Raw genomic sequence first — 16,355 nt, forward strand, 5'->3', positions numbered from 1 at the left:
TCTTATTTCTTTGTTGTCTTAGGTGCCAAGGTCAAAAACATACGTTTACCTTCCAATTTTGGAAGCAACTCTACCTTCCCATAGTCTTCCAATGCTTGCGCAAACTTCAACAACAAAATCTCTCCTTGCTCTTTAAAGACAATAGCACGTCCTTTAAAGTGTACATAAGCACGGACCTTCTCTCCGGATTCCAAAAACCGCATAGCGTGTTTCAATTTAAAATCAAAATCATGCTCGCTCGTGTTTGGTCCAAAACGAATCTCCTTAATAACTGTTTGCTTGGCATTCGCTTTGATTTCCTTTTGCTTTTTCTTCTGCTCGTAAATAAACTTGCTATAATCAACAATTTTACAAACAGGAGGAACAGCATTTGGAGAAATCTCGACTAGATCTAGCTCCAATTCATCGGCCAGCTCTAACGCTTTGCGGGTAGGATATACCCCTGGCTCAACATTATCCCCAACTAAACGTACCTCAGGCACACGTATAAATTCGTTGATACGGTGCTCCGGTTCTTTTTTCCTCATTGGTGGTCTAGGACCACTAGGTCTTTTTAATGCCAAATGTTTAAAATTTTAAACGGTTATTTCTTTTATTAATAAATCTCTAAATTCATCAGACGTCATAGAACCTAAGTCCACTGAACCATGCTTACGAACAGAAACTGTGCCACTTTCCATCTCCTTTTCCCCTACAATAAGCATATAAGGCAATTTCTTAACTTCAGCATCACGTATTTTACGTCCTACTTTCTCGTCACGAAGATCGATTAGACCGCGAATATCGGAATTATTTAGCGATTCTAAAAGTTTTTGCGCATAATCTTCGTATTTTTCTGACACTGGCAAGACGATAAACTGCTCAGGAGCAAGCCATAACGGGAACTGTCCACCACAATGTTCGATCAAGACAGCAACAAACCGCTCCATCGATCCAAACGGTGCACGGTGAATCATTACCGGACGGTGTTTCTGATTATCACTACCTGTATATTCCAGCTCAAAACGCTCAGGCAAATTATAATCTACCTGTATGGTACCTAATTGCCATTTCCGTCCCAAGGCATCCTTAACCATAAAGTCCAACTTAGGTCCATAGAATGCTGCTTCACCATACTCAACTACCGTAGGAAGTCCTTTTTCTGCGGCAGCCTCAATGATTGCAGACTCGGCCAAAGCCCAATTTTCGTCTGAACCAATGTACTTTGTTTTATTGTCTGGGTCGCGCAAAGACACCTGTGCCGTATACTCGTTAAAGCCTAAGGCTCCAAACACGTAAAGCACCAAGTCAATAACTTTCTTAAACTCTTCTTTCACCTGATCAGGACGACAGAACAAATGCGCATCATCTTGTGTAAATCCACGAACACGAGTCAATCCGTGAAGCTCGCCCGATTGTTCGTAACGGTACACTGTTCCAAACTCCGAAAAACGAACTGGAAGATCCTTGTACGAACGCGGTTTAGTTTTATAAATCTCACAGTGATGAGGACAATTCATCGGTTTCAGCAAAAACTCCTCTCCTTCTACAGGTGTTTTGATCGGCTGGAATGAATCTGCGCCATACTTCTCGTAGTGGCCCGACGTAATATAAAGCTGCTTATGTCCAATATGTGGAGTCATCACAGGCTCGTACCCGGAGTTAAGTTGTGCCTTCTGCAAAAAGTCAGTTAACTTTTGACGCAGAGCAGTCCCTTTAGGCAACCATAAAGGCAAGCCCATCCCCACCTTTTCAGAGAAAGCAAAAAGCTCCAATTCCTTACCTAACTTACGATGGTCTCTTTTCTTAGCTTCTTCGATAAACTTGATATACTCCGTTAATTCAGATGCCTTCGGAAAGGTAACACCATATATACGAGTCAACTGCTTTCTGGATTCATCACCACGCCAGTATGCACCAGCTACGTTAGTCAATTTTATAGCTTTAATAAAACCCGTATTAGGGATGTGTGGACCACGACACAAATCTGTAAAGTTACCTTGCGAGTAGAACGTAATCGATCCATCCTCCAGATCTTTGATCAAATCCAGTTTATACTCATCTCCTTTTTCTTCAAAATAAGCAAGGGCCTCCGCCTTCGATACACTTCTACGATCAAAGATCTCTTTCCGCTTTGCCAATTCCAGCATCTTATCCTCAATCTGCTTAAAGTCGTCAGAAGAAAACACCTGATCTCCAAAATCCACATCGTAGTAAAAACCCGTTTCAATAGCAGGACCTATACCAAATTTAATTCCTGGATACAATTCTTCCAAAGCCTCTGCTAATAAGTGAGCAGAAGAATGCCAAAAAGTAGATTTACCTTTATCGTCATTCCAAGTCAATAACTTGACAAACGCATCCGAGTCAATGGCACGGGAAGCGTCCCATACTTCACCATTTACTTCTGCAGCTAAGACATTTCGAGCTAAACCTTCGGAGATAGAGAGCGCTACCTGCATAGCAGTAGTCCCCTTTTCATACTGACGTACCGAACCGTCAGGGAGAGTAATGTTAATCATCTACAATTATGATTTTAAAATTTGTTAATGCTTTAGACACGTCCACATACAGTATGTACAATTACACTGTTCTACATGCGGCCACTTCTAGTTATTTAATAATGTCCAAACATAGATAAAATGCTTGGCATTCTCGAATCTCAAACAGAAAAAACAACAGGACAACGACTAATTTTACGTTTACATGCAATTTAATAACCTTACAACTGTACCTTTGTTAATTCAACAATAGTAAATGAACATGACCCATAAAGGCGCAACCTCTTCAAAATTACACCCTCGAAACAAACATCGCAACGGTTACCAGATGGACAAACTGTGCAAAAGCAACCCCGCCCTTCTGGCCTTTGTCTTTACAAATGATTTCGGCACACAGAGCATTGACTTTGCAAATCCGAAAGCTGTCTTCGAGCTAAATAAAGCTTTGCTCGTAAATGAGTACAAAATTAAAAATTGGCAGATCAGTCCAAACAGCCTTTGCCCGGGCATCCCTGGGAGAGCAGACTATATCCACTACGTTGCCGATCTTTTAGCAAAAGATAACGAAAATCAGATTCCAACAGGCGAGAAGATCAAAGTTCTTGATATTGGAACCGGATCAAGCTTAATCTATCCCCTCATCGGCGCGCAAGAATACGAATGGAATTTTACGGCAACAGAGATTGATCCGAAGTCCATTCAATATGCTGAAATAAACATTAACAAAAACACTTGGCTCAAAAAGAAAATACAATTAAGGTTCCAAGACGACAAAGAACACATCTTACAAGGAATTATATTCGAAAAAGATCGGTTCGATGCAGTTATCTGCAACCCCCCATTTTTTAAATCTAGAGAGGACAACTGGAAAGTCAGTTCAAAGAAGTTTCAAAACTTGCATAAAGACAAAGAGCAGCCCACAGTTCAAAATTTCTCGGGTCATCCCAATGAACTTTGGTATCCTGGGGGAGAAAAAGCTTTTATATCCAAACTGATCTATGAGAGTATTCAGCTCAAAGACCACCTCAACTGGGTAACCACACTTGTATCCAGCAAAGATCATATCAAACCTCTAGTCGCTATACTCGAGTATCACAAAGCGACAGCGATCGAGATTATCCCGATGCAACAGGGACAGAAAGTTTCAAGAATTCTTGCTTGGAAATGGTAATATAAAAAAAGCCATCAACTTAAGTTGATGGCTTTACAAACATGGCTCCTGAAGCTGGGCTCGAACCAGCGACCCTCTGATTAACAGTCAGATGCTCTAACCAACTGAGCTATTCAGGAATCTTATGTTGTTTCCCTTTCGGTGATGCAATTATCGGAAGTTTAATTTGTCTTTGCAAATATTTCTATCAAAAAAATCGCAAGTCATTCATTGCCAAAAAAATAATTTACAACAGCACTCCCGATAAAATCAAGGTAATAAAACTAAAGTAAATCAATAGACCCGTTACATCGACCAAAGTCGATACAAACGGCGCTGATGAACTCGCAGGATCTGCACCCAAACGTCTCAACAAAAAGGGCAACATCGATCCCGTTAATGAACCTAACAACACCACCCCCACAAGAGATAGAGACACAACTAATGCCACCAAAGCCCAGTGCTCTCCGTAATTATCAGTAAAAAACTGCCAAGTTGCAATCCTTATAAAACCTAGCACTCCTAGAATTAATCCAAGGATCGTACCGGATATTATCTCTCGCTTCATCACACGCCACCAATCGACCAATGTCACCTCACCTAGTGCCATAGCTTGAATAACCAATGTAGATGCCTGCGAACCACTATTCCCTCCACTGGAGATAATCAATGGCATTAATGCAAATAAGAAAACCACTGATGCAACCTGGGTCTCGAAATGTTCAATAACCGTTGCTGTCAAGAGTTGTCCTAAGAACAAAACGATCAACCACCCCGCACGCTTCTTGACCAGATGCAAAATAGAAACATCCAGGTAAGGCTCGTCCAGTGCTTCAGTACCACCGAAACGTTGCATGTCTTCAGTATACTCTTCGTTAGCCACCCAGAGAATATCGTCGATCGTCACAATCCCCAACATTATCCCTTGCTCATCTACAACCGGCAAAGCGACCCGGTTATTCATCCGGAAAATAGTTACCGCGTCTTCCTGTGGGTCGTTTGCATTTAAAGATATCAAGCGGTTGTCGATTAGATCACCCACTCTCATATCCGGTTCCGCAAGCAAAATATCTTTGATACGAATATCATCTATAAGCTTACCATCTGAATCAATCACATACAGAACATCGATCGTTTCGGACGCACCTCCATACCTTCGGATATGATCCAAAATCCGCGTGATACTCCAATGGGCCTTAACCGTAATATAATCGGGAGTCATCAGTCGCCCGACACTATCCTCAGGGTACCCCAACAATGACAATGCTTCCTTTCTTTCTTCCGGAGAAAGCATAATGATAAGACGTTTTACAACATCCCCCTTTAGCTCGCCCAAAAAAGATGTACGGTCATCGGGCGGCATTTCATTGATGATCTCTCGAATTTTTGTAGCCGATAATTTTTTGAAGATACGTTCCTGTGTCGGAAAGTCTAAAATACGGAATACATTAACGGCTCGCTTCAGACTGAGGGTCTCCAAAAAAAGCGCACCGTGCTCTGGAAGTTCATCGATCAATTCCTCGACGTCAGAAATATTAAGCTCATTCAGAAAAGTCTCCAGTTCTTCTAAATTGCCATTTTCGATCAGCTGCTCTATATACACAACTTGCATTTCCAATTCTTCCATATTGCCTCCGATATTTATCCTACATGATTTACTTCTTTTGAAAGAGTATGTTAATTAGTGTGCACCTACTAAACACACCTCGGTGGTTTAAGTACGTTGCAAAAGTCGCTTTTTTAAACCAAAAAAAATAATCTTTTTTTCAGCCCCTAACTTGCTAAAAACAACTCGTTCCAGTTTCACAAAAAAAGACATTATGTCATAACCACATTTATACTTAAAAATCGCTTAACCCATCAAACGAAAATATCCACTTCTCAAATAAAGAGACAATACGCTGCACCCTAAAAAAGAAAAAATATCAAAGACAAAATCATACCATTTCAAAACAGAACCTACTCAAAAAAACAAGTATCAAGACACCCTCAACCAGCACAATAGCCGATGAACCATAGCGTGCAACCTCAAACAACAAAAAATGCACCTAGGTGTATCTTGTTAACAAAAAAACAGTACATTAGTAAATCCATAAATAACTATAAATTGTCCTTACAAAAAAACAGGCTTCAGTCTATTTAAACAACAAATAAAAACCAAAAAAAACATATTTAAAATAAAACATTAAATAATGTTAATCAGATATTTAACAAAAATTAAATAAACTAAAGATAAACAAAAACAACCTTAAAAACACTAACAAAATTAGCAAACAATCATTTAACAATAATTAAAACTATTTAATATATGAAAATCAAAACATTAACAACACTTATATTAACTATAAATTTCCATATATTATTTAGTCAGATTTTCGATGATAGTCAAGCACATTTTAAAGTAAAATGGATGCAAATAACCTCGGATCAATTTCGTCTTATTTTCCCAGATGAGTTTAGTCCTGCTGCACCACAACTGGCTCATGATCTAGAAAAATACATCAAAAAAACCTCTTCCGACCTACGGAGAAAATCACGATTTATAAACATAATTATCCAGCAAAATCACATTCAACAAAATGGATTCGTACAATTAGCACCTCGAAAATCAGAACTCTACTCTACCCCATCAGCTGTCGCAGACAATCAAGAGTGGCTACCGAATTTAGCATTACACGAGTCTAGACACATTGCCCAATTTGACAATTTGACAGGAAAAATAAGAGGCCCTTTTGGGGAGCAATTAGCTCTTGCCCTATTCGGTTTAAACCTCCCCAGCTGGTACTTTGAAGGCGACGCTGTCCTACAGGAAACCCTGTTTTCTGAAGGAGGAAGAGGTAGGGTTTCCTCATGGCAGATGCCAATTCGAACAGATATTTTAACCGGTCGATCTTATCATTTCAACAAATATATCCATGGGTCATTTAAAGATATCGTACCTAGTTTTTATACTATAGGATACTTTATGAACAGTGAACTGTACCAGAAAGACTCCTTAATCCAAGGCAAAATACTCGATGAAATGAATGGAAAATTACTACGTCCGTTCAATTTCCAACGGAGTTTAAAGAAGATTTATGGGCATAAAGCAAGCGATATTTTCGAGTTAACAATGGCCAACTTAGGGCAAAAATGGGGTGCAGATTCCCTGCGTTTTGAAACAAACACCCCATACAAACGAGACAAATACCCCACGAGTTATCTACTCCCCCAGTCCACAAAAGGCAGCATTTATGCACTGCAAGATGGACCACAAAGAACAACTAGAGTAGTTCAAATCAACCAAAATCCAGAGCAGAAACACAAAGAAATTCTAACCCTTGGCATGCAGATTATGCCCTACTTTGATCTACGCGATGAGCTTATAACCTGGGACGAATATCGCAAAGATGCAAGGTTTGAGAAGCAAACCTATAATGTAATTATGCTATATGATATCCTTCGCAAAGAGAAAAAAACACTTAGCAAAAACAGCAGATATTACAGTCCCATCATAGCTCCAAATAAGAAAGAGATTCTTTGTATTGAGGTAAACCTTGCAAATCGTACCTCTCTTATTCGGTTAGATATAGCCTCTTCCAAGAAGATAGACTCTCTTCTTTTACCTGTAGGAATACACCTTCAACAACCTCAATTTAATGCTTCGGGAACGGAGGTAATAGCGATAGCAGTGAGTGAAAAAGGAACGAATCTACTACAGATTAATCTTCAGGACAACTCATTCAAACTACTTTTAGACTGGTCAAATATGCAGATAGAACGGCCTCTGTTTGATAAAGAAGACATCATATTCAAAGCCAATTACGGAAATAAAGACGATATATTCAAGTGGAGCAAAGGCTCTTTGACACAGCTCACCAATAGTCGCTTTGGTGCTTTCAATCCATCCCTACATGCCGATACACTATGGTACAATGATTATACACCACAGGGTTATCAGATAAGTAATTTACAATTATCTCAAATTCAGGAGCTTTCAGTGAAAGCAGAGAGCATACCTTCCCTCTATAGCAAGCAAGATTTAAAATCAAAAACAGCTTCGTCACACGATAGTAGCATCACAAAAGATTATGTCATAAAGAAATATAACACACTAAAAAACAGCGTCAATTTCCATAGTCTTACGCTTAGCGGCAACGATTTCGAGAGCTTTGACAACCTAAAACCAGGTATATTTTGGCTTTCCAATGACCTTCTCAATACGACTTCGCTTAAACTCGGTTACGAATACGACACAGATATCCGCAAAAGCAGTTATTCCGCTTCGCTGACTTACCAAAAGTACTTTCCAAAAATCACGCTATCCTACACCGATAGAGGGCAGATCGGTGCCGCAAAAAGTAATAATTCCACGACGATCCCATTCGATTGGAGAGAGCGTATTATGGCACTAGACATCAGCATCCCGTTCAGTAAATACCGTGGAAACACGATCTATTCATATGGGTTTAACTTTGGCACATCCTATCTAAAAAGGTATAATATTAGCCTACCTAATCTCCAAAATTTCAATGATGAGATTGCCTTTCCACTGAATTATCAGATCTACTTCAATAAAAATTCTCGTCGTGCCAATATGGATATCACTCCACGGTGGGGCCAAAACATAAGTTTTACGCTACGGCATGTACCTTTTGAAAGCACCCTTACAGGGACAGCATGGTCCGTTCGGACAAATTTCTATTTTCCAGGACTGGTATTGAATCATGGTTTACAGGTTAGATATGCTATGCAATCCAATACAGGCAGATATACTTACACACAAGATATCCCTATGGTTGAAGGCTTCTCATTCGTACCGTATGAAACTATCAAAAACACATTATTATTTGACTACAGGCTTCCAATAAGCTATCCAGACCTATCTATAGGCCAATTTGCGTACATAAAGAGGGTTCGGGCACGTATTTCAGCCAATTACCAAAATATTCATCATAGTAAGCTAGCACCAAAATCAAACAGTCTCGGCGTCGATATTGATTTCAATCTTTTTAAATACACACTACCCTTATTTACCGCCTCGGCCCGAATTACCTACATAAATGATAACAACGCACAAAAGCAACTATTCCCTACATTTGGCTTAAACTACAGTTATTAATTTTCCGATTAATTACAAAACAAACACCTAATCAATTTGTTACGTATTATGCACACACCATTTCAGCAACAGAATTATGGCACTGATACCAAAAGAAACAGAACTTCAAGAGGGACTCATGGCAATTTTTGACACCCTTCTCCTTAAGAAAGGTTACGTAAAAAGCGAACTTGTACACATGAGAGAAAAATTCAATATTGCTTGTGACGAGCACATACAAAATGGTTTTAAATCTGATCAAGGTTGGATAAATGCCAACATTTGCCATCAGAACAAGTTCATGGAGTACGAAATGTACTGTCATTTGATTGATATCATCAACGACTTCAAAGACATTTACGGTCAATTCCCAGATTATCTAGAAATGTATCAAACACTTAATCAGCTTATGATCCAGCTCGCTGAGGAAGAAAAATACGAGCTTGCGGCTATCATAAAGCTATGGGCCGATAAGATCGAAGATGCAATCCAAGAACACAGCTACTGCTAACTGTTAATCCGGTTAAGCATCTTCATTTTTCCCAAAATGAAGTAACGAAAACAGGATATACAACACGAATACAATTGGTATTGCACTAACCTTTAACAATAAAATAATCAGAAAAGAAATTATCAGAAAAAGGTATTTAAATTTATTTTCCTCCCAACCTAGAGAATTCAATTTCATTGAAAAAAGACGAAGCTCTGACACCAAAAGTAAACTGGAAACCAATGTCAATCCCAATAGGAAATAAACGTTCTCAATCAAAACAGGGTACTGTGTAGACAGAAAAGGCAAGGAAACAATCAAAAAGGTATTCATAGGAGTATTTACCCCAATAAAATCTGACGTTTGACGTTCGTCAATATTAAATTTTGCCAAGCGGAGGGCAGAAAATACGGTAATCAAAAAACCTAAATACGGAATATACTCGTTTGTCGTGGCCTGTTGCAATAACATATACATTATTGTCCCCGGAAGAAATCCAAAGCTGATTACATCCGCAAGAGAATCCAGTTCTTTACCTATTAATGACTTCACATGAAGCAAACGAGCCACCATTCCATCAAAAAAATCAAAAATACCAGAAGCCAAAACACAATACAAAGCAAGATTAAACTCTCCCTTCAAGACAAACAAAACCCCCATACAACCACTAAAAAGGTTTAAACAAGTTATAGTATTCGGTATATATTTCTTCATAAGTAATCTGTCTCTTTTATAAAAAAAGCCATCTAAAATTAGATGGCTTAAAAATATCAAATTAATACGAAATTACCCATTCATACTAATTAAAAACTCCTCATTCGAACGAGTTCCTCTCAATTGTTGTAATAAAAACTCCATGGCCTCAGTCGAATTCATATCAGACAAGTGGTTTCTTAGTACCCACAAACGCTGTAAAGCATCTTTATCCATCAATAGATCATCACGACGAGTACTCGATGCAGTCAAATCAATTGCTGGGAATAGGCGCTTATTCGCCAATTTACGATCCAACTGAAGCTCCATATTACCAGTACCTTTAAACTCCTCAAAGATCACATCGTCCATCTTAGAACCAGTATCCGTCAAGGCAGTTGCTAAGATAGTAAGAGAACCTCCGTTTTCAATATTACGGGCTGCTCCAAAAAAACGTTTAGGTTTGTGCAACGCATTCGCATCAACACCACCAGACAAAATCTTTCCTGAAGCTGGTGCAACCGTATTGTAAGCACGTGCCAGACGTGTAATAGAATCCAAAAGAATAACGACATCATGTCCACATTCCACCATACGTTTCGCTTTCTCCAACACGATGTTTGCAATTTTTACGTGTCTATCAGCAGGTTCATCAAATGTAGATGACACCACCTCAGCACGTACAGATCTAGCCATATCGGTCACCTCTTCAGGACGTTCATCTATTAATAAGATAATAAGATAAACCTCTGGGTGATTTTTAGCAATTGCATTCGCAACTTCTTTTAACAAATTAGTTTTACCTGTTTTAGGCTGAGCTACGATTAATCCACGCTGACCTTTACCTATTGGGGTAAACAAATCCATAATACGCGTAGAATAATTGTTTGTTCCTAAATCTAAATTCAACTTCTCATCAGGAAACAAAGGTGTTAAGAAATCAAATGGTACACGATCTCTTATTTCTGCAGGGTTTTGGCCATTTATAGACTCAATTCTTACCAAAGGAAAATACTTCTCACCTTCTTTTGGAGGACGAATGCAACCTCTTACATTATCACCCGTTTTAAGTCCAAATAACTTTATTTGGGACTGAGAAACGTAAATATCATCAGGGGAAGTCAAATAATTATAATCTGAAGAACGTAAGAAACCATAGCCATCAGGCATTATCTCCAATACACCTTCGTTGACAATAACATTATCAAAATCAGTATTCGCTGAAGAAGCACTTTCTGCTTTCTTACTTTCAACAACTTTGTCTTGTTCCTGAGTAGCTTGCGCTGGTTCGTTTGAAACAGTAGACTCCGTGTTAAATAAATTTGGAGCAGATTGATCATCTGCTTTATCTCTACGTACTACAGGAGATGCTTCTGTTTTCAGTGTTCTTGTACGACGACGAGGCTTGTCAGCATCATCGGCATCTTCTTGATTTTCAGCTGCCGCAGGTTGAGATTCTGCAACTGGTTGTTGAGCAATTTCAGCAATCTTATCAATTAATTCTTGCTTACGAAGCTTTTCAACCTCTACAATGCCTAACACCTTCGCTATCTCGCGCAATTCCGACACGAGTTTTGAATTCAATTCGTTAATATTCATTAATGTTGAATTATGATTGTATTTCTTTGGATTTTAACAGTTTGAAATTTAGCCTTAAAACTTAAAAAACATTTTTATTTAAGTTATTTCATTCAAAACGAAAAAAATATCATTTTCTTATTCTGAATCAGGATAAACTTGAGAATGCACAAAGAAAACCATAAGATTTGATATTTCAAAAAAAAAATTAAAAATCTACCCGAACACAAGTACTTATTGCACATATAGATAAGACAATGAATCAAACATATTTATTTTTTTTGTATGTTTAGCACCTGTAAGTACACCTAAGCCAAAAGAATTGGTCTTGCAATCATAGATAAGAACAAATTAAACACATATGAATAATAATAAGGAAACAAATTATTCCGCCCTATACACCTTAATTGTTGTATTCTTCTTTTGGGGCTTCATTGCTGCTGGAAACAGTATTTTCATTCCATTCTGCAAGAACTACTTTCACCTGGACCAATTTCAATCCCAATTGATCGACTTCGCATTTTACAGCGCATATTACGTTGGTGCATTGTTACTTTTCATCTTCGGCACATTATCAGGCAAAGACATTGTTGGAAAATGGGGCTATAAAAAAAGTATCGTTTATGGGCTACTTTTTTCAGCGTTAGGAGCTGCCGCTATGATTGTCGCAGTAGAGGTAAATCTATATTTCGGTATGTTAATCGGCCTATTTATTGTCGCCTTAGGTTTTTCACTACAACAAACTGCGGCCAATCCCTTTGCCGTATTATTAGGGGATCCAAAAACCGGAGCTTCTCGGGTCAATTTAGGAGGTGCAGTCAACTCCTTCGGAACGACCATTGGACCATTGGTCATAGGCTATGCTCTTTTCGGAACCTTCGAAACAATCTCAGACACCGAGATATCAAACCTCCCACTCAATAAAGTAATTTACTTATACATTGCTGTAGGACTACTATTTATTCTAGCGGCGGCACTATTTCATTTCTCTAAAAAGGTACCTGCGGGCATCAACAATGAACCAATGGAATCCGCAAACAAGGCTAAAAACACATTAATTACAATGACCGTATTATTAGCCTGTATGTTTATCCCTGTATTCCTAAGTTATAAAAGCGACACAGCTCTTCAAATTGTTGGATTACAGGACCAGATTAAAGCAACTTCCGATGCAGGTTTGATACAACAACTAAAAGCCCAAATCAAAGAAACAGGACATACATTAGAGTTAAATCGAATGGCCCTTTTATTTGGTGCGCTTATCGTAGTAGTAGGTTCTTTATTATTCTCTTATAGTAAAGCGAGCAAGGCACCAGAAGGTTGGGGAGCGATGAAATATCCACAATTGGTACTCGGGATGCTGGCTTTATTTATATATGTTGGTGTAGAGGTAGCAATAGGTAGTAACCTAGGTGAGCTACTGACTTTGGAAGAATTCGGGAGTCTGCAATCATCAGAAATCACCCCCTACATCTCTATGTACTGGGGAGGAATGATGATTGGACGTTGGGCAGGAGCTGTTACCGCATTCAATTTTGCGCAATCCACCAAACAGATTCTTGTTGCCACAATCCCGTTTGTAGCTTTTGGGATTATCTTAGCTGTTAACTCTATTGCAGGGTTTGACATGTCGCACCTATATTTCTTTGCCATATGTATTGCCGTACAAGTGATTGCATTCTTCATAAGCAAGGAAAAACCTGTTCAGACGTTAATAATCTTTGGAACCCTAGGTGTGCTTTCCATGCTTATCGGACTTTTATCCTCAGGCACTGTAGCGATTTACGCCTTCCTTACTGGCGGACTGGCCTGCTCCATTATGTGGGGATCTATTTTCTCCCTTTCCATAGTTGGAATTGGTAAATACACCGAACAAGGTTCCGCATTTTTAGTTATGATGATCTTAGGAGGTGGAATAATCCCTCCTATCCAAGGGAAGCTAGCAGATATTATCGGAATCCATAATTCTTATATCATCCCTTTGATAGGTTTTTCATATATTATCGTTTTCGCAATCCTTGCAAAACGCTTCCTTAAGAAACAAAACATAGACATTGATAGAGTCGAGAGTGCAGCAAGCCACTAAGACCAAAAACTAATTGTACTTTTTACACTAAGTTTTAAATAAAAAAAACGCCCTCAACAACTAATGAAGGGCGTTTTTTTTATTTAACCTGCTGTTACTGTAAAATATTACAATAGTTTATCATGGATATTTGTTAATAAAAATGTATCTTCGAAGTGCATATAAACATTTGAATCACTGGACTAAAACAAACTATAATGATCATTATTGCAGATGGAGGTTCAACCAAAACCAATTGGTGCCTATTAGACGATAATCAAAAGAAAATCTATTTTAACACAGAGGGCTATAATCCGTACTTCGTAGGAAGTGACTATATAGTAAACTCTTTAAAGAAAGGGTTGCCACAAGATCTTCCTCTAGACAAAATAAAAGAAGTAAATTATTACGGAGCAGGAGTACACAACGAAGAAAAAGCAAAAATTGTGGAGGAAGCTTTCCGTGTATTGTTTCCAAATGCTAGAATTGAAATCGGACACGACTTATTAGCGGCAGCACGTGCTTTGTTAGGTAAAGAAGCTGGCTTTGCAGCTATCTTAGGAACAGGAACTAATAGTTGTATTTACGATGGCAATGAAATCACCCATAACATCAATTCCGCAGCTTACATCTTAGGAGATGAGGGCTCGGGATCTTACATTGGAAAGAAATTACTAACAGACTTTGTTCGTGATTTAATGCCAAGTGATGTATCGAAGGTATTTTTTGAAACCTATAAATTGACTCCTGATGAAATCATGGACAATGTTTATACGAAACCCCTTGCAAATCGCTTTTGTGCTAGTTTCAGCAAGTTCGTTTACGACAACAACGTTAACATCGAGTATACCCGCAAGATTGTAGACGATTCTTTCGAAGCATTCTTCTCAAACTTAGTAAGCAAATACCCTGACTACCAAAACTACACCTTCAACTGTATTGGTTCTGTAGGTTATAATTTCAGAAATGTGCTAGAAGAGAAAGCAACACAATATGGAATGAAAGTAGGAAAAATATTACGTTCACCTATCGACGACTTGGTTAAGTTCCATATCGAAAGATCACTGGTAAACTAATTCCATAAAGCATTATAATAAAAAAAGGAGTATTAAAAATACTCCTTTTTTTATTATAATGTTATAGATTCTCCCACTGCAGGCAGATGCAAAACAACCCCCTCCTTAGAAAAAACGCTTTTCGCCTCCTCAGCATCAATAGAAATCGGAGGAAAAGTATCATAATGAACCCCTACGATCTGATTACAATTAATGAACTTAGCTGCTTTAACCGCATCATACATGTCCATCGTGTAGTGTCCTCCTATAGGTAAAAAAGCCCAATCTAACCCAAGATCATCCAACAATTTCATTTCCAATGTCAATGCCGTATCTCCTGCAAAATAGATTTTCTTATCCGCTACAAAGAAAACAAATCCACAAGGAACCCCTGCATACTCACCATCCGGAGTAGAGTTTGTATGTAGCGCATATACCATCTTCACTTTTCCAAAAGGAAGACTTAATGTACCGCCAAAATTAAATTCGATCACCTTATCTTCAGAAACTCCCTGTCTTCTCACCCAAGCAGCAGTCTCCACTATCGCCGCGACACTCGCTCCACTATTTTTCTGAATTTCAAACATGTCAGCCACATGATCCTGGTGCCCATGACTCAAAAAAATATAGGATGGGTGCAGCTGATTAACATCCACATCTTTTGCCAACGGATTAAAAGACACAAAAGGATCCAAAAGCACTTTCGTCCCATTAAAATCAAACTCAACACAAGATTGGCCCAAGTACCGGGCCGAAACAGAATTATTGCTCATATCTAAATCGTCTAGTACTATTTATTAAAAAGATTCCCTAAGCCACCCAATCCACCAAACATGTCTTGAGTAGCCGCTTGCATTTCCGTTTGGCTTACATTTTCTGCCTGTGCCAATACTTTATTTAAAGCCACCAATAGTAAATCCTCTATTTGTTCCTTATCCCCCTCGTTAAAAAGGTCCTCACTAATAACAACCTCTTTAATCTCCTTATTCGCGGTGGCTACTACCCGCACTTTACCGCCTTCAGCCTCAGCCGATACAGATATATTATCCAATCTTGCCTTAATCTCCTGCGCTTTCTGTTGCGCTTGAAATAACTTATCAAACATAGTTCTTATCTTTAATTCAAAATCTATGCATCTATATTTAGAAGCATCTTATACACTTTTCAGCACCAAAATACGAAATCAAGATTGTAGCGCAAAATAACGAACATAATTAGGTTTATATCCTATCCCTGCTTAAATTTGTACCATGACAAAATACGATGAAATTATTGCTACACTAAGGCACAAAGACAGTCAACTGGCTGAACATTGGGAAGAAGAAATAGACACGATCATCCACAAGTTAAAATTCCTTACTTCAGACGCAATTCCTTCAGTCTGTATAGTAGATCAAAGCAATGGCTTTCAAATTGTCAACTCCCTAGAACTTCAAGAAAAAGTTAAAATTGCAGGAGGAACGTTAGCAACGGATTTTGACAAGAATATTGGCATCTTTATTATCCTTCAGAAGGACGACAGTCTCTATAGCGTTGTCCCTTCTTTTATTCAAGAACAACAGGACACAAAAGCAGTAGCAAACAATAACTTGTTCATAATACATAATAGCCAATTCAATACCACCGACGAAAACTACCTACAGGACATAGAGATCCTTGCCGAAATCATTCAATCTAAATATTTTATATTTGGGCGAGATGGGCTGGATTGGATCAAATTTGATTTAGCATAAAAACACAAGAGGCATCATTAATGATGCCTCT

The 16,355-nt window shown here is 38.5% G+C and carries 13 protein-coding genes and 1 tRNA gene; 6 read left to right on the top strand and 8 right to left on the bottom strand.

What is annotated here, in order from left to right:
- Window positions 1-2: 2 nt before the first annotated feature.
- Both infC and thrS read right to left on the bottom strand, forming a co-directional pair.
- The gene (gene infC, locus B5X76_RS05995; RefSeq protein WP_394333395.1) at window positions 3-527 is read right to left on the bottom strand and encodes a translation initiation factor IF-3; all 525 of its coding nucleotides are present in this window, start codon (window positions 525-527) and stop codon (window positions 3-5) included.
- A gap of 48 nt (window positions 528-575) precedes the next feature.
- A complete protein-coding gene (thrS, locus tag B5X76_RS06000) occupies window positions 576-2,501 on the bottom strand; it encodes a threonine--tRNA ligase (RefSeq protein ID WP_079642152.1) in 1,926 nt (641 codons plus the stop codon).
- Between the two features lie 235 nt (window positions 2,502-2,736).
- Between thrS and rlmF the strand changes: the two genes are divergently transcribed.
- Window positions 2,737-3,651, top strand: a complete 915-nt coding sequence (rlmF, locus tag B5X76_RS06005) for a 23S rRNA (adenine(1618)-N(6))-methyltransferase RlmF (protein ID WP_245800970.1) — start codon at window positions 2,737-2,739, stop codon at window positions 3,649-3,651.
- A gap of 42 nt (window positions 3,652-3,693) precedes the next feature.
- On the opposite strand, the gene B5X76_RS06010 is transcribed toward rlmF, so the two are convergent.
- A tRNA-Asn gene (locus B5X76_RS06010) sits at window positions 3,694-3,770 on the bottom strand.
- A 107-nt stretch (window positions 3,771-3,877) separates the two neighbouring features.
- Entirely contained in the window at window positions 3,878-5,257 is a 1,380-nt protein-coding gene (mgtE, locus tag B5X76_RS06015; protein WP_079642154.1) for a magnesium transporter, read from the bottom strand.
- Between the two features lie 681 nt (window positions 5,258-5,938).
- Between mgtE and B5X76_RS06020 the strand changes: the two genes are divergently transcribed.
- Window positions 5,939-8,731 (top strand): hypothetical protein, encoded by a 2,793-nt coding sequence (locus B5X76_RS06020; protein ID WP_079642156.1) that lies wholly within the window; start codon window positions 5,939-5,941, stop codon window positions 8,729-8,731.
- Window positions 8,732-8,807: 76 nt separating this feature from the next.
- Window positions 8,808-9,221, top strand: a complete 414-nt coding sequence (locus tag B5X76_RS06025; RefSeq protein ID WP_079642157.1) for a hypothetical protein — start codon at window positions 8,808-8,810, stop codon at window positions 9,219-9,221.
- 12 nt (window positions 9,222-9,233) lie between these two features.
- Here B5X76_RS06025 and pssA read toward each other — a convergent pair whose 3' ends face one another.
- Window positions 9,234-9,914, bottom strand: coding sequence for a CDP-diacylglycerol--serine O-phosphatidyltransferase (gene pssA, locus B5X76_RS06030; protein WP_079642159.1), 681 nt, complete (start codon window positions 9,912-9,914; stop codon window positions 9,234-9,236).
- 72 nt (window positions 9,915-9,986) lie between these two features.
- The gene (gene rho / locus B5X76_RS06035) at window positions 9,987-11,492 is read right to left on the bottom strand and encodes a transcription termination factor Rho (protein WP_079642161.1); all 1,506 of its coding nucleotides are present in this window, start codon (window positions 11,490-11,492) and stop codon (window positions 9,987-9,989) included.
- A gap of 340 nt (window positions 11,493-11,832) precedes the next feature.
- On the opposite strand from rho, the gene B5X76_RS06040 reads away from it, so the two are divergent.
- Window positions 11,833-13,557, top strand: coding sequence for an MFS transporter (locus B5X76_RS06040; protein WP_079642162.1), 1,725 nt, complete (start codon window positions 11,833-11,835; stop codon window positions 13,555-13,557).
- A gap of 197 nt (window positions 13,558-13,754) precedes the next feature.
- On the top strand, window positions 13,755-14,612 hold the full coding sequence (locus B5X76_RS06045; protein ID WP_079642163.1) for an N-acetylglucosamine kinase: 858 nt from the start codon (window positions 13,755-13,757) through the stop codon (window positions 14,610-14,612).
- Window positions 14,613-14,665: 53 nt separating this feature from the next.
- Here B5X76_RS06045 and B5X76_RS06050 read toward each other — a convergent pair whose 3' ends face one another.
- Both B5X76_RS06050 and B5X76_RS06055 read right to left on the bottom strand, forming a co-directional pair.
- Entirely contained in the window at window positions 14,666-15,364 is a 699-nt protein-coding gene (locus B5X76_RS06050) for a metal-dependent hydrolase (protein ID WP_079642164.1), read from the bottom strand.
- Window positions 15,365-15,381: 17 nt separating this feature from the next.
- Window positions 15,382-15,696 carry a YbaB/EbfC family nucleoid-associated protein gene (locus tag B5X76_RS06055; protein ID WP_079642166.1) on the bottom strand — a complete coding sequence of 105 codons (315 nt, stop codon included), beginning with the start codon at window positions 15,694-15,696 and terminating at the stop codon, window positions 15,382-15,384.
- Window positions 15,697-15,841: 145 nt separating this feature from the next.
- On the opposite strand from B5X76_RS06055, the gene B5X76_RS06060 reads away from it, so the two are divergent.
- Window positions 15,842-16,324, top strand: a complete 483-nt coding sequence (locus B5X76_RS06060; protein WP_079642168.1) for a hypothetical protein — start codon at window positions 15,842-15,844, stop codon at window positions 16,322-16,324.
- Window positions 16,325-16,355: the final 31 nt, after the last annotated feature.

Source organism: Sphingobacterium nematocida (assembly GCF_900168125.1).
In the GTDB taxonomy this organism is placed as follows: Bacteria; Bacteroidota; Bacteroidia; order Sphingobacteriales; family Sphingobacteriaceae; genus Sphingobacterium; species Sphingobacterium nematocida.

What these genes read in the sequence shown, in the direction of transcription:
- infC (WP_394333395.1), bottom strand. Translation starts at nt 527, where the DNA reads ATGAGGAAAAAAGAACCGGAGCACCGTATCAACGAATTTATACGTGTG.
- thrS (WP_079642152.1), bottom strand. Translation starts at nt 2,501, where the DNA reads ATGATTAACATTACTCTCCCTGACGGTTCGGTACGTCAGTATGAAAAG.
- rlmF (WP_245800970.1), top strand. Translation starts at nt 2,737, where the DNA reads ATGAACATGACCCATAAAGGCGCAACCTCTTCAAAATTACACCCTCGA.
- mgtE (WP_079642154.1), bottom strand. Translation starts at nt 5,257, where the DNA reads ATGGAAGAATTGGAAATGCAAGTTGTGTATATAGAGCAGCTGATCGAA.
- B5X76_RS06020 (WP_079642156.1), top strand. Translation starts at nt 5,939, where the DNA reads ATGAAAATCAAAACATTAACAACACTTATATTAACTATAAATTTCCAT.
- B5X76_RS06025 (WP_079642157.1), top strand. Translation starts at nt 8,808, where the DNA reads ATGGCACTGATACCAAAAGAAACAGAACTTCAAGAGGGACTCATGGCA.
- pssA (WP_079642159.1), bottom strand. Translation starts at nt 9,914, where the DNA reads ATGAAGAAATATATACCGAATACTATAACTTGTTTAAACCTTTTTAGT.
- rho (WP_079642161.1), bottom strand. Translation starts at nt 11,492, where the DNA reads ATGAATATTAACGAATTGAATTCAAAACTCGTGTCGGAATTGCGCGAG.
- B5X76_RS06040 (WP_079642162.1), top strand. Translation starts at nt 11,833, where the DNA reads ATGAATAATAATAAGGAAACAAATTATTCCGCCCTATACACCTTAATT.
- B5X76_RS06045 (WP_079642163.1), top strand. Translation starts at nt 13,755, where the DNA reads ATGATCATTATTGCAGATGGAGGTTCAACCAAAACCAATTGGTGCCTA.
- B5X76_RS06050 (WP_079642164.1), bottom strand. Translation starts at nt 15,364, where the DNA reads ATGAGCAATAATTCTGTTTCGGCCCGGTACTTGGGCCAATCTTGTGTT.
- B5X76_RS06055 (WP_079642166.1), bottom strand. Translation starts at nt 15,696, where the DNA reads ATGTTTGATAAGTTATTTCAAGCGCAACAGAAAGCGCAGGAGATTAAG.
- B5X76_RS06060 (WP_079642168.1), top strand. Translation starts at nt 15,842, where the DNA reads ATGACAAAATACGATGAAATTATTGCTACACTAAGGCACAAAGACAGT.